We start from the raw sequence: 12,918 nt of genomic DNA, 5'->3' as shown, positions 1-12,918 counted from the left end.
GTCCCGCCGCTCCGGCCCTCCAGCGCGCCGGTCCACCCGCGCGCCGGTCCGGAGCGGCGGACGGAGTGACGTCACGCAGGGGCGGCGAGCGGCGGGTGCTCGAGCACGCGGGGCTTGTACTCGACCAGCTGGATGCGGCCGTCGAAGGTGCGGTGCTCGATCATCTCGAGGGCAACGTCCGGATAGTTGTCGTAGATGCGTTCTTCGCCCGTGGCCCCAGTGATCACCGGGAACATCACGACCCGGAAGCGGTCGACGAGTCCGGCTCGCAGCAGGGACCGGGACAGGCTGAGGCTGCCGAGGGTGCTGAGGAGCCCCGAGCCGTTCGACTTCATGGCGCGGACCGCCTCGACGGCGTCGTCGCGGACGAGCGTGGAATTGGCCCACGTCAGTGGCTCCTCGAGCGAGGAGGAGAACACCACCTTGGACGCCTGCGTGAGCTCGTCGACGGACGCCTCTTCCTCGGGCCTGAACTCGTCCTGGCCCTTGGGGACCACGCCTGCGGCGAAGCCCGACATCAGGCGGTAGGTATTCGCTCCCATCAGGTAGGTGACCTCGGGCTGCTCACCGAGCCATGCGAGGTACTCCGGGCCCTCGAGGCCCCAGAACCCGGGCCATCCCTCTCCCGACGCGTAGCCGTCGAGGGAGGTGATGAAGTCGACCAGAAGCTCCGACATGGCGATGTCCTTTCCTAGGCGTCACCAGCTTGGACCGGCCGGGAGCCACGAACTCATCGGCCACGTCGTCGGCGGCGCTCACCCGGGTGCGGTGGGGGTCTGACCAGCGCTCGGTCAGGGAGCGGGGACGGGGCCTCCGGGCCGGAACCGCTCCACCCCGACGATGTGCCGCACCTTGACCGGGCGCACGATCACCGCGACGCGCTGCTCCCCCGGCATGATCCATTCGTAGTCGCTGCCCAGGTACTTGCGGGCCAGCTGGTCCATCCGGTCGTGCGCTTCCTCGCCCTCGACGAAGCGGGCCACCGCGCCACTGATCTGCACTCGGTCGAAGGGGTCGGTGGCGTCCGCGTGCGAGAGATAGACACGGGGGTCGCGGCGCAGGTTCTCCTCCTTCACTCGGCCCACCGAGGTGTTGAACGTCAGCTCCCCCTCGCCCTCCAGGTCCACCCACATCGGGCTGACCTGCGGTGCTCCATCGGCGAACACGGTGCCGACGTACCAGATGTTGGGGGCCCGCAGCCGGGCGCGGACAGCTTCATCGAATATCGCAGTCATCCGGGGAGGCTACTAGCCGTGACGGATCCGTCGCCGCCGTGCGCGGTCACTTCGGCGACGTCCGGCTCATGGAAAGGACCAACGACAGCCAGTTGTTCACGCGTGGGTGCTCGCTCGAACGTTCAACGCGGGGGCACGTACCCAACGCGGGGGCACGTACCTGAAGGTACGTACTTGATCAAGGACTGGTGGCCGGGGAGTCTTGTCGAGGCGCGCCAAGCCCGTTGTCCGATGCCGCTCCTGTCCTCGTGGCCAGATGGTCCCGGCCCCAGGCGGAAAGCAGTTCCAGCAGTTCGTAGAGCCGACGGCCCTCTTCGGTCAGTGAGTACTCGACCCGGGGCGGCACCTCGTCGTAGTCCTGGCGGTGCACGATGCCGTCGGCCTGCAACTCGCGGAGCTGCTGGGTCAGCACCTTCTCGCTGATGCCGGTGACCAGCCGTCTGGTCTCCCCGAAACGGCGCGGGCGCTCGGACAGCACCCACATGATGAACGACTTCCACTTGCCCTCGAACACCCCGACGGCCACGCCCATCCCGCACGTGTGCGGATCGGTCACCGTCACGACCTCGGAGTCACCCATGTCTGCTGCCCCCGTCACTGTTCTCGGCCTGGGCCCGATGGGCCGGTCCCTGGCCTCCGCGTTCCTGGCCGCGGGCCATCCGGCGACCGTATGGAACCGTACCCCCGGCCGGGCACACGGCCTGGTGGAGAGCGGCGCCGTCGAAGCCGCGACCGCCGCGGAGGCGATCGGGGCGAGCGAGCTCGTCGTGATCTGCGTGCTGGACCACGATGCCGTCCGCGCCGTCGTCGAGCCGCACGCCACCGCGCTCAAGGGCCGCACCCTGGTCAACCTGACCGCCGGCACCCCTGACGACGCTCGCGCCACCGCCGCGTGGGCCGACGCGCACGGCATCAGGTATCTCGACGGCGCGATCATGGTTCCGACCTACCTCGTCGGCGGCTCGTCCGCTCTGGTCCTCTACAGCGGCCCGGCCGACCTGTACGCACGCCACCAGGACACCCTTCGCGCTGTCGGCGGGACCTGTGTGCACCTGGGCGCCGATGCGGGCCGTGCGGGGGCGCACGACGTCGCACTGCTCGATGTCTTTTGGACGGCGCTGACCGGTGTCGTCCACGCTTTCGCCCTCGCCGGGGCCGAGGGCGTCACCGCGTCCGACCTCGCCCCTTACGCCAAGGGCGTCGCCGCGCTCCTGCCCGATGTGATCGACGCGTTCGCCGAGCAGGTCGACAAGGGCAGTTACCCCTCCGAGGGCTCCAACCTCCGCTCGGCGGCAGCCATCATGTCCCACGTCCTGGAGGCGTCCCACAGCCGGGGCATCGACACCACGGTGATCTCCGCCGCCCACGACATCGCCCGCCGCGGCATGGCAGCCGGTTACGCCGACGACTCCTACGCCCATGTCGCCGAACTCCTGCGCGGCTGAACCGGCTCTCCGGTCGGTACCCGGGAGCTGTAGGTCCTCTGGTCGACGCAGGCCGGTTGGGAGCCCGAGGCAGCCAATTGCGCTACGCAGCCGCGCCCGGTGCCGCTTTGTTCGGGTGCGTGGTCGGCCGCATACGTAGGCACTACGGAAGTGTCAGGTCCGCTTCCTGCGTACATTCGGCACTGCCTCCGGCCGACCGCAGGAGGGCACCCGTCGCGAAGGCGGGCGCGGGACCGGAGCATCCCGCGCCGAGCCTCGGGGCCGTCGTCAACACCAGGAGGTGCTTCAGCCCGTGCGGCAGACTGATGAGCGCGTTCCCCTCACGGGGCGGGTGTCGGTGTCCATCCACGCGTCCGATCCGATCTCCCGGGCCGGAGCGGTGAGCCAGCTCCGGTCGCAGCCGGACATCGTCGTGGTGGACGACACCCGGCACGGCCCCGGCCACGTCGCCCTGATGCTGACCGGGACCGTGGACGAAGCCGTCCTCCAGAACCTTCGTGCGCTCGGCCATACCAAGGGCGTCCGGGTGGTCCTGGTGGTGGACCGGATGCGGGAGGCCGATCTGCTGGAAGTCGCCGGCTGCGGTGTCACGTCGATCGTGTGGCGGCGGGAAGCCACGTCAGCGCGGCTGCTGCGGGCCATTCACACGGCACGCCGGGGCGACGGTGACGTTCCGGCCGACCTGCTGGGCACCCTCATCAACCGGTTCGGGCGCTTCCGGAGCGAGGAGTCCGGACCGGCGGGCGCCTCCTCGGTGGGGATGAGCACGCGGGAGACCGACATCCTCCAACTGGTGTCGGAAGGGCTCAAGACCCAGGAGATCGCGGCCAAACTCGTCTGCTCCGAGCGCACGGTGAAGAACGTCCTCCAGAACCTCACCTCCCGCCTCCGACTGCGCAACCGGGCCCACGCCGTGGCCTACGCCCTGCGGGCCGGGTACATCTGAGCCCGGCCCGCAGAAGGTCAGCGAGCCTCGTGCTCCGCCAGTCTGTGGTCGAGAGTTCCCGCGGGGAGAACCTTGCTCGAGTTGTGTTCGCGGACGATCCGCCAGCCCTCCGGCGTCCGGCGCCAGACCAGTGACGTCGTGGTGCGAATGTCGGTGGTGGCGTCGGGCATGGTGACCCGCGCCACGAATATCAGGGTGGACGCGGCCAGGCCGTGATCGGCGACGACGTGCGGCCCGTCGTCGACCGCGTGGTGTGCGGAGACCATCTTCTGGAAGGCGGGCTCCCAGATCGATCCGTATCCGAAGGCTGTCGTCGCCACGCGCTGTTCGGGATCGAAGTCGTCGTAGAGGCGGACGTCGGGAGAGCTGAAGTCGTAGAACTCGCCGAAGGTGCGCCGGAAGTCGAACGGTGCGTCTCCCTCGTTGCGCTCCCAACCGAAGACCCATCGGCGGTGCAGGTCAGCGATCAATTGTTCGTTGGTCATGGCTCGACGCTAGGACAGCGGGTGAGGTCCAGGGAGGGTCCGTCGCACCCACCCAGCCGAGGGAGGAGCAGGCAGGACCGGGCGGCCTCAGGCGCGTGTCGCGGTCAGCGGCTGAGGGGGTGTGGCGCACCTGGGCTGAGCACCCCCAGACCACGTACTGCCTGGTGGGGGCCGCCGGACCGGTTGAAGGTCGAGGCATGACACCTCCTGCTACGAATTCAGCCGCGGCCCTGTCCACCAGTTCCGGTTCCGCCTCCTGGCCCGGCGACCCGCTCGCCGGGCGGGTCGCCGTGATCACCGGTGCCACCAGCGGCATCGGCGCCGCCACCGCCCGCCGTCTGGCCCTCGGCGGCGCCCACGTCGCCCTCCTGGGCCGCCGCGAGGACCGCCTCAAGAGCCTGGCCGACGAACTGCGTTCAGCGGGGCACGGGCACGTCCTGCCGATCGCCGTGGACATCACCGATGCCGAGGCCCTGGACCATGCGGCGGCGTCCGTGCGCACCGGACTCGGCCGCGTGGACCTCGTCGTGGCCAACGCGGGCGCCATGCTCGGCGCGCCCTTCGAGACCGCCGACACCACCGAGTGGGACCGCATGCTCGACGTCAACGTACGCGCACTGATCCACACCGGGCGCGTCTTCGCCGACGATCTGATCGGCGCCGCGCAGAACGGGCCTGCCGACCTCGTCCACATCGGCTCCGTCGCCGGTCACATGCTCTTCCCCAACTGGTCCGTCTACAGCGCCACCAAAGCGGCGGTCGCCCACCTCACCCGCAACCTGCGGGCCGAACTCGGCCCCCGCGACGTACGCGTGCACAACATCGAACCCGGCGTCACAGCCACCGAACTCGGCAACGACATGACCAACGAGGACATGCGAAGCGCCCTCACACAGATGCGTGACAACCTGCGCCCGCTGTCGGCCGAGGACATCGCCGAAGCCGTGGCCTTCACCGTCTCCGCGCCTGCCAACGTCAACATCGCCGACATGGCCGTCGTCTCGGTCCGCTTCGGCTGATCTCGGGACGGACCTCGGCGGGTGCCTCCGCCCGGCGCAGGCACCCGCCGAGGCCCAAGCTCACAGCCCGCCCTCCGCAGGGCGGGCTGCTGGGCCGGCCGTCGAGCTCGCTCGTCAGTCAAGAAGCACCAGCGGCTTGGGCGGCAGCTCCAGCAGTGCTTCCGGAAGGTCGTCGAAGGCGAGGGTGTCGCTGTAGGCGGCGAGAGGGTCGACGCTGTCCGTCTGCAGCAGGCGCAGCACGTCCGACAGATGGGGGCTGATGTCGGGGCGTCCGGTGCTGAAGGTGATGGCGTCCATGTACATGGTCATCAGCGGGAGCGGCGTCGGCTTGAAGTAGATGCCGATGCTGTGGCAATGGCCGCCAGGAGCCGTCGCTTCCAGGGCGGCGACCAGACCTCGGGGGTCTCCCGCGGCGTCCACGGTCACGGGGAACCTGCGCCGGCCCAGTTCGCGAGGATCGTCCACCGCTTTGGCGCCGAAACCCTCGGCGATCGAACGGCGCCGCTCGTCGCGGTCGACGTACACCACATCTGCCGCGCCCAGACTCACCGCGAACGCGCAGGCATAGAGCCCGTGCGTCAGACCGCCCAGCACGGCGACGTCCTGTGCGGGGTGGAGCAGCAGACCACGCCGCACCGCGTCATAGGCGTCGGTGAGACTGTCGGAAGCAGCAGCGGCGGCCGCCGCCGATACGCCATCGGGCAGTCGCCGCAGATTGGCGTCGGCCCACGGCACGGTGATCCGTTCGGCGAACATGCCGCCCCAGTGGCCTCCGAGCGGCAGGCCGAACATGGCGTAGCGCGGCGTGCGTTCACATTGTGACGGATAGCCGAGCGAACACCGGGCACAGGTACCGCAGGAAATGTGCCAGGGCACCACGACGAGGTCTCCGACCGTGAGGTCCGTGCATTCCGAGCCGAGTTCGACTATGCGGGCCACGCACTCGTGGCCCAGTGCGAAGGGTCCCTCGAAGGGCGTCGCTCCCGCGATGACGGCACGGTCCAGGTCGCAGGTGGTGGCCGCGACGGGCGCGACTATTGCCTCGTGCGGCCGGTTGACGCGTGGTGATGGGAGTTCATGCCAGCGCAGGTGGCGCGGGGCGACGAATTCGAGTGATCTCATGCGAACTCCTGGTGTTGTTCGTGCCGGTGGCTTGCCCGAAGCCTCGGCATCGTTGCAGGAGCAGAACCTTGATTTCGGGTGGGCTTCTCTTGATGCCGGTGGCCGTCGGCAGGAGCTTGTCCCGTCGACGGCCTCCGCGCGTTTCGCGTCCGCCGGATCCCGCGCTAAGCGATGAGCTCCGGACGTACTCGCGAGGGCCACTGGCCTGGGACGAACAGGCCGAGCGAGTGGGCGCGCCCGACCAGGGCGGGCCGATTGGCGGCGTCGAAGCGGCGCAGCAACTGGGTCACGCGGTACTCGATGCCCTGGCGGCTCAGGTAGAGGCGGGCGGCCAGCGCTGCGGTCGACGCGCCGCTCGCCAGGCCTTCCAGGAGGCGCGCGTCGAGCTGACTGAGTGTCAGTTCGTGCGGGTGGGGCTCGCTCGCCTTCCCCAAGGGGTGGAGGAGAAGGACGATTCCGGCCAGTCCGGCCGGGCCGGTGATCGCGATGGCCGTGAGGCTCGCGGTGAGGACACGGTCGCTGCCATGCCGACCCGTGACCCGTTCGGTGAGGCAGTCCGTGCGTCCCTCGCACAGGTCGGTGAACCGATGCCGCAGGCGCCCGGGCGCACCGGCCTGGAGCAGGTCGCTCACAGCGCGGCCGCATATCTCACGGGGGCTCAGGCCGAATTGTGCCGCGAAGTCGGCTTCAGCGGCCGTGATGGTTGTTTCCTTCGAGCATGCGTGTGCTGTGTAGGGACGGCGGTGGTTCACACTGCTGCCGGTCTTGCTGCGGGCGGTGGATGATGCGGTGGTGTTTGCGGTCACCACGGACATACTGTCTTTCCCTTTGCGCATGGGGGTTGCGTTGCAGGTCGCCATTTCGACCGAACATACACAGACAGCTCCGTTGGCGCGTGCGTAGTGATTACGCAGCCAGATGGCCGGTGGGCCCTGCGTGCCAACAGGCGGCTTACTTAAGTGACTCGCTCGGTCGACCTGGGCTGAACGTGCAGTGCGAAGCACTGAGGAATTGCAGGAGGAGCAGCACTCATACGGCCCGTGACACCGGGCAACGGGGGGGCGACGTCTGTCGTGTGTGGCTCCTGAAGGACACGACGATCGTCCTGTGGTCGCAGTGCTCCTCGGCTCCTAGAGTCCTGACTTGATACCGCTGGTGAAGGAGCCTGTGATGACAGCGACAGCCGACCTCGCGGATGCCTATCAGGCGCTGCTGATCCGGGACGATCCCCTCTACGCGGTGATGGCGGGCACGGCCCCGCAGTCCCTCACGCCCCTGGACGAGGAGGCGGTGCGCGACCGTGCCGCGACGGCCGCGGAGCTGCTGGGCCTCCTCGACGCGATCGAGGGCGACGACTCCGAGGCCGATCTCGCCTCGGTGCTGCGCGCCCTGCTGACCGCCGACATCGAACGGGTCCAGGTCATGTGGCACGAGCACGTGACGGCGCCGTACCACGTCGGCTTCCTGTTCTCCCTGGTCGCCCGCATGGCCATCGCCCCGCTGACCGGTGCCGAACGCGCGCGGCTCACCGCCGAACTCGCCGAGCGGGTGTGCTCCGCCGCGACTCTGCTGCGCGGTCGGCGGGAGCGCGGCATCGTGCTGCCCGGGCCCGCCGTCGAAGGAGCGCGCGGGACCTGGGCGGCGCTGAGCGCGGAGTTGTCCACGCTGCTCGACAGCCCCGCGGTGGATGCCGCGATGGTCGCGGTCGCCGCCGAGATCGAGACCTCGGCCGAGAGCGCGGGCGACGCGGTGGGCATGGCCAACGTCCCCGGCGGGGAGGAGGCCTACCGCCTCCTGGTGCGGCAGCACACCACCTTGGACCTGGGTCCGGAAGAGCTGCACCGGCTGGGTCTGGAGCAGTGCGCCCGGCTCGCCGAGCGGATGGCCGAGATCAGGGCCCGGCTCGGCGGGCCCGAGGACGAGGACGAGGCCCGTAGCTGGATCGCGGCGCAGAAGCACCTGTACGCGTCGACTCCCGACGCCGTCGCGGCCACCTACCGACGGCACCTGACGCGGGTCGAACCAGGCATCGACGCCTTGTTCCGCACCCGGCCCCGCGCCGGATACGACGTACAGCGCCTCGACCCGGCCGACGACGCGTACGGGCGCCTCGCGCACGAGCGGTTCACCGCGCAGCGGCTCGTCGTGGACACCGCACTCAACCTCGGCTCCTGGGACCTGACGAGGGCCCGCGCGTTCATGCGCGCCCACACGCTCGACAGTGACCGGCAGATCGCCTCCGAGACCCTGCGCTACGCCACGGACCTGCCCGCCCAGGCCCTCGCGTACCGGAGCGGCTTCCTGGCGTTCCAGGAGGCGCGGGAGTCCGCCGCGGGCGTCGACCCGCGCATCGTGCACGAGGCCATGCTGACGGCGGGCGCCGTCCCGCTGCCGCGCATGCGAGAACGGGTGGCCCGAGCGGTGCACCGGGAAACGTCCATGAGCGGGGGCCGTCGTGGCTGAGACCGTGGATGCCGTCGTCGTCGGCGGCGGGGTGATCGGCTGCTCGACGGCGTTCGAACTGGCCCGGTCCGGGCTGCGCGTGGCGCTCGTCGACAAGCTCGGTGGAGCGGGCCAGGGGTCGACCAGCGCCTCGAGCGCGATCGTCCGTTTCAACTACTCCACCCTCGACGGCGTGACGGCCGCCTGGGAGTCCAAGGACTGCTGGGAGAACTGGCCCGATCACGTGGAGGCGGCGGCCCGGGACGGGCTGGCCCGCTACCTCCGCACGGGGGTGGTGTTCCTCGACGCGCCACCGGCACCGCGGGACCGCGTCACGGCTCTGTTCGACCGTGTGGGCGTCCCGTACGAGGAGTGGGACGCGGCCGCACTGGCCCGGCACCTCCCGGCAGTCGACACCGGCCGCTTCTGGCCGCCCAAACCCGTGGGCGACGACGCGTTCTTCACCGACGCCACCGCACACCTGGGCGCGCTCCACACTCCCGACGGCGGATACGTGAGCGACCCGCAGCTCGCCGCCCTCAACTTGGCATGGGCCGCCGAGAGGCGCGGCACGCGGTTCTTCTTCAACACCGAGGTGACCGACGTCGTCCGCGACGGCGACCGTGTCCGGGGCGTGCGGCTCTCCGACGGCACGGTCCTCTCCGCGCCCGTCGTGGTCAATGCCGCCGGTCCCTGGTCGGGCGCTCTCAACCGGCTGGCCGGAGTCGGGGCCGAGTTCACCGTGCGGGTGCGGCCGATGCGCCAGGAGGTCCACCAGGTGGCGGCCCCGGACGACTACCACCCGGAGGGCAGGTCCGGGCCGGTCATCGCCGACCTGGACCTCGGCACCTACCTCCGCCCCGAAGGCCACGGCTTTCTGCTCGTCGGCGGCACCGAGCCGGAGTGCGACCCGCTCGAATGGGTCGACGAGCCCGACAAGGCCGACCCACGGGCCACGGTGTCCCTCTTCAACGCCCAGGTGACGCGCGCCGCCCGCCGCCTGCCCGGACTGCGCGTCCCCGGGCGGCCCAGCGGCATCGCGGGCGTCTACGACGTGGCCGACGACTGGACGCCGCTCTACGACCGCACCGACCTCGACGGCTTCTACGTCGCGATCGGCACCAGCGGCAACCAGTTCAAGAACGCCCCGCTCGTCGGCCGCCTCATGACGACCCTGGTGCACGAGGTGGAGGCCGGCCGCGACCACGACGCGGAGCCGGTCCGCCACACCTGCGAGCACACCGGCCACGTCATCAACCTCGGGGCCTTCTCACGCAAACGCCCGCTCACCGAGTCGACGGGGACAGTCATGGGCTGACTGGGCGGTGGGACCGCGCCCCGCTGGCCGGGCACCAAAGAGCGGGTGCCCGGCCAGCGGTGTTTGCCCGGCTGTTCCAGCCCGTCCGCCGCCAGGGATCGGGGAGGCTTCCGGTTACCCGAACTGGCCGGGCTGGTAGTCCCCCGCGGGCTGCTGAATGATCACGTTCAGGCGGTTCAGGGCGTTCATCAGCGTGATCGCCGACACCAGGGCGACGAGCTGGTCCTCGTCGTAGTGCTCGGCCGCGGCCGCCCAGGCCTCATCACTGACACCACCTGCGGCGTCGGCGATCCGGGTGCCCTGCTCCGCCAGTTCCAGCGCGGCACGCTCGGCCTCGGAGAAGACCGTCGCCTCGCGCCACACCGCGACCAGATTCAGCCGCACCGCGCTCTCTCCGGCGTGGGCCGCGTCCTTGGTGTGCATGTCGGCGCAGAACCCACAGCCGTTGATCTGGCTGATCCGCAGCGCCACCAGCTCCATCGTCGCCTTCGGCAGCGCCGTGGCCAACAGCGCCTGGCCCGCCGACGCCAGGTACTTCACATGCCTGGCACCGATCGCATTGCCATGGAAATCAATACGAGCCTTCACCAATGTCTCCCCACTCCGGGGCCGATCCGCTCCCCCACAGGAACGGAACGGCTGCTCACGGGACCGGATGCGTCCCTGCACACCCGACGAGACAGCGCCACCGAACGTCAGGCAGCGCGCACGGGACACACGCCGGGCTCAGCCCCAGGTCCGGCCGGCCGGTTCCTTGATGGTGCGGTTGATCCGGTTGAAGAAGTTCGTCAGCGCGATCTCCAGGTTGATCGCGCCGAGCTCCTCCTCGGTGAAATGGGCGTCGGCCTCTTCCCAGATCTCGTCGGTGACTCCCTCCGCGCCGTCCTGCAGCCGGGTGGCCGCCTCGGCCAGCGCCAGTGCCGCGCGCTCCGCGTCGGTGTAGAACGGCGCCTCGCGCCATGCCGCCACGTTGTGGAGCCGCTCGTCGGTGTCCCCGGCCTTCTTGCCTCCGGCGACGCCGGCGTAGACGCAGGCCGAGCAGCTGTTGATCTGGCTGACGCGCAGGTGGACCAGCGCGAGGAGCTTCGGGTCGACGCCTCCGGCGGCGATCGCCTTGTGGAGGTGCTGGATCGCGGTCCCCACGTCGGGGCTGTTCGTGTTCTTGTTCTTGAGGCGGTTCTCCATGTGAGGGTGCTCTCCTTGATCGGGGTTACGTTCCGGGGCCGGTGCCCGTCACCCCTTTGACGGAGCAGTTTCGAGGAAGGTAACGACGTGCCCGACGCCCATCCCGTGGATCCGCTCTCCGCGGCCTTCGAGTCCCATCGCACCCGGCTCCGAGCCGTCGCCTATCGCGTGCTCGGCTCACACGCCGACGCCGAAGACGTGGTCCAGGAGGCGTGGTTGCGGCTGTCCCGCCAGGACATCGGCGGCATCGACAATCTCGGCGGCTGGCTGACCACCGTGGTCGGCCGCATCAGCCTCGACGTCCTGCGTTCGGGCCGGACCCGCCCGCACGTCGCCCTCGACGACCAGCTGTCCGAGTTCACCGTGGTCCTCGACGACGGGCCCGCACCGGAGGACCTCGTGGAGCTCGGGGACTCTGTCGGCGTCGCACTCCTCACGGTCCTCGACTCGCTGCGCCCGGACGAACGACTGGCGTTCGTGCTGCACGACGTGTTCGCCGTGCCCCACGCCGAGATCGGCACGATCCTCGGCAAGTCCGCCGACGCGACCAAGATGCTCACCAGCCGCGCCCGCAGGAAGGTGCAGGGCGCCAAGGAGCCCGCCGGCACCTCGCGACAGCAACGCGAGGTGGTCCAGGCCTTCCTGGCCGCGGCCCGCGACGGTCGGTTCGAGCAACTGCTGCAGGTGCTGCACCCCGAGGTGGAGTTCACCGTCCACACCCCGGATGGTCGGTTCGTGACGATCGGAGCCACCGAGGTCGCCACCCGCGCGCGGATCGCAGGCGGCATGGCTCAAGGACGTACGGCGACCGTCAACGGCCGCCCCGGCGTCGTCTCCTGGGACCAGGACGGCACCCCGCTCTCCCTCCTGGCCTTCACCGTCACCGACGGCCGCATCACCGAGATCACGGCTGTGACCGACCCGGCCGAGCTCGCACGCGTGGACCTGCGGCGCGCACCGGGCGTCGGGGTCAGTCGGTGATGTACCAGTCCTTCTTGAGGTACTCCAAGGTGTAGCTGCCGAGGTCGCTCTCGGAGAAGGTGGCGGAGGACTTGACCGCCGCGACCGGCATCTCGATCTTCGCGGGTGTGCGCACGACGACCCGCTGTGGGTCGACCGTCGCGGTCTTCAGGGCCTTCTTCTGTGCGGGCGAGATCATCTTGAACACGGTGACGTACGTCGAGGTGCACGGGCCGACGCCCTCGTCCTCCGCCTTCTTCGCGGCTGGCCCGGCCACCTCGCAGACCGTGTCGATGTCCTCACGGCCGAGGGCGTGGAGGTACTGCTCGTACCGGCGGATCGCGCCGTCCTTCGTCCTGGGCGCGGGCTGGTCGCCGGACGGGGTGGCCGACGGCTTGTCGGGCCGCGGGGACTCGGACGGCGTGGCCGACGGCTCTTTCACGCCGGTGGACGTGGAGGGCTGCGACGGCTTCGCGTCCGTGTCCTTCTTCGCCTTGTCCGGGCCGCACGCGGTCGCCACCAGCACCACGCACGCCGATACCGCCACACTCACCCACGTCCGCGCTCTCATTCCGTCCCCTCCGGTCACGCCACCACCAGCTGGCAGCACATCACCAGATCACGCGGGAAGCGGAGGAACGGTTCCCGAATCGGTCGAGAAGGCCGGTGGCCCCCCACGAAAAAAAAGCAGTAGGGGCCCCCCCAAAATGGGCAGGGTTGGTGTAATAAAAAAAAAAAACCCCCCACAAGGTGGTAGAAGA

At 69.9% G+C, this 12,918-nt stretch carries 15 protein-coding genes; 6 read left to right on the top strand and 9 right to left on the bottom strand.

From position 1 onward, the window contains the following. Window positions 1-71: 71 nt before the first annotated feature. From ACFVHO_RS29155 to ACFVHO_RS29145, 3 genes are all read right to left on the bottom strand, one after another. Complete coding sequence (locus ACFVHO_RS29155; protein WP_385720866.1) at window positions 72-677, bottom strand: dihydrofolate reductase family protein; 606 nt, start codon at window positions 675-677, stop codon at window positions 72-74. A 114-nt stretch (window positions 678-791) separates the two neighbouring features. Further along, window positions 792-1,235, bottom strand: coding sequence for a TIGR03618 family F420-dependent PPOX class oxidoreductase (locus ACFVHO_RS29150; RefSeq protein WP_385720863.1), 444 nt, complete (start codon window positions 1,233-1,235; stop codon window positions 792-794). 178 nt (window positions 1,236-1,413) lie between these two features. After that, window positions 1,414-1,815, bottom strand: a complete 402-nt coding sequence (locus tag ACFVHO_RS29145; RefSeq protein ID WP_385720860.1) for a winged helix-turn-helix transcriptional regulator — start codon at window positions 1,813-1,815, stop codon at window positions 1,414-1,416. Here ACFVHO_RS29145 and ACFVHO_RS29140 point away from each other — a divergent pair. Further along, window positions 1,814-2,680 carry an NAD(P)-dependent oxidoreductase gene (locus ACFVHO_RS29140; RefSeq protein WP_385720857.1) on the top strand — a complete coding sequence of 289 codons (867 nt, stop codon included), beginning with the start codon at window positions 1,814-1,816 and terminating at the stop codon, window positions 2,678-2,680. The genes ACFVHO_RS29145 and ACFVHO_RS29140 overlap by 2 nt on opposite strands. Before the next feature lie 292 nt (window positions 2,681-2,972). Then, window positions 2,973-3,626 (top strand): response regulator transcription factor, encoded by a 654-nt coding sequence (locus ACFVHO_RS29135; RefSeq protein ID WP_385720855.1) that lies wholly within the window; start codon window positions 2,973-2,975, stop codon window positions 3,624-3,626. A 17-nt stretch (window positions 3,627-3,643) separates the two neighbouring features. Here the strand turns inward: ACFVHO_RS29135 and ACFVHO_RS29130 are convergent, their stop codons facing one another. Then, window positions 3,644-4,111 (bottom strand): nuclear transport factor 2 family protein, encoded by a 468-nt coding sequence (locus tag ACFVHO_RS29130; protein WP_385720852.1) that lies wholly within the window; start codon window positions 4,109-4,111, stop codon window positions 3,644-3,646. 197 nt (window positions 4,112-4,308) lie between these two features. On the opposite strand from ACFVHO_RS29130, the gene ACFVHO_RS29125 reads away from it, so the two are divergent. Next, window positions 4,309-5,130 (top strand): SDR family oxidoreductase, encoded by an 822-nt coding sequence (locus ACFVHO_RS29125; protein WP_385720849.1) that lies wholly within the window; start codon window positions 4,309-4,311, stop codon window positions 5,128-5,130. A gap of 114 nt (window positions 5,131-5,244) precedes the next feature. Here the strand turns inward: ACFVHO_RS29125 and ACFVHO_RS29120 are convergent, their stop codons facing one another. Next, entirely contained in the window at window positions 5,245-6,252 is a 1,008-nt protein-coding gene (locus tag ACFVHO_RS29120; protein ID WP_385720846.1) for a zinc-binding dehydrogenase, read from the bottom strand. Between the two features lie 164 nt (window positions 6,253-6,416). Continuing rightward, window positions 6,417-7,004 carry a PAS domain-containing protein gene (locus tag ACFVHO_RS29115; RefSeq protein WP_385720952.1) on the bottom strand — a complete coding sequence of 196 codons (588 nt, stop codon included), beginning with the start codon at window positions 7,002-7,004 and terminating at the stop codon, window positions 6,417-6,419. Window positions 7,005-7,422: 418 nt separating this feature from the next. Here ACFVHO_RS29115 and ACFVHO_RS29110 point away from each other — a divergent pair, with 418 nt between their 5' ends. Both ACFVHO_RS29110 and ACFVHO_RS29105 read left to right on the top strand, forming a co-directional pair. Next, window positions 7,423-8,715: a DUF885 family protein gene (locus ACFVHO_RS29110; protein WP_385720843.1), complete on the top strand. Its 1,293-nt coding sequence runs from the start codon at window positions 7,423-7,425 to the stop codon at window positions 8,713-8,715. Further along, window positions 8,708-10,012, top strand: a complete 1,305-nt coding sequence (locus ACFVHO_RS29105; RefSeq protein WP_385720841.1) for an NAD(P)/FAD-dependent oxidoreductase — start codon at window positions 8,708-8,710, stop codon at window positions 10,010-10,012. Before ACFVHO_RS29110 ends, ACFVHO_RS29105 begins: the two co-directional genes overlap by 8 nt. 114 nt (window positions 10,013-10,126) lie before the next feature. Here ACFVHO_RS29105 and ACFVHO_RS29100 read toward each other — a convergent pair whose 3' ends face one another. After that, window positions 10,127-10,600, bottom strand: coding sequence for a carboxymuconolactone decarboxylase family protein (locus ACFVHO_RS29100; protein ID WP_385720838.1), 474 nt, complete (start codon window positions 10,598-10,600; stop codon window positions 10,127-10,129). A gap of 138 nt (window positions 10,601-10,738) precedes the next feature. Next, complete coding sequence (locus ACFVHO_RS29095; RefSeq protein WP_385720836.1) at window positions 10,739-11,197, bottom strand: carboxymuconolactone decarboxylase family protein; 459 nt, start codon at window positions 11,195-11,197, stop codon at window positions 10,739-10,741. Window positions 11,198-11,284: 87 nt separating this feature from the next. On the opposite strand from ACFVHO_RS29095, the gene ACFVHO_RS29090 reads away from it, so the two are divergent. Beyond that, complete coding sequence (locus ACFVHO_RS29090) at window positions 11,285-12,178, top strand: sigma-70 family RNA polymerase sigma factor (RefSeq protein ID WP_385720833.1); 894 nt, start codon at window positions 11,285-11,287, stop codon at window positions 12,176-12,178. Here the strand turns inward: ACFVHO_RS29090 and ACFVHO_RS29085 are convergent. Next, entirely contained in the window at window positions 12,168-12,710 is a 543-nt protein-coding gene (locus tag ACFVHO_RS29085; RefSeq protein ID WP_385720830.1) for a hypothetical protein, read from the bottom strand. The genes ACFVHO_RS29090 and ACFVHO_RS29085 overlap by 11 nt on opposite strands. Window positions 12,711-12,918: the final 208 nt, after the last annotated feature.

Source organism: Streptomyces sp. NPDC127108 (assembly GCF_042677545.1).
Classification (GTDB): domain Bacteria; phylum Actinomycetota; class Actinomycetes; order Streptomycetales; family Streptomycetaceae; genus Streptomyces.
The sequence above is the reverse complement of the archived record's forward strand: the minus strand, read 5'-3'. Positions and strand labels throughout refer to the sequence as shown.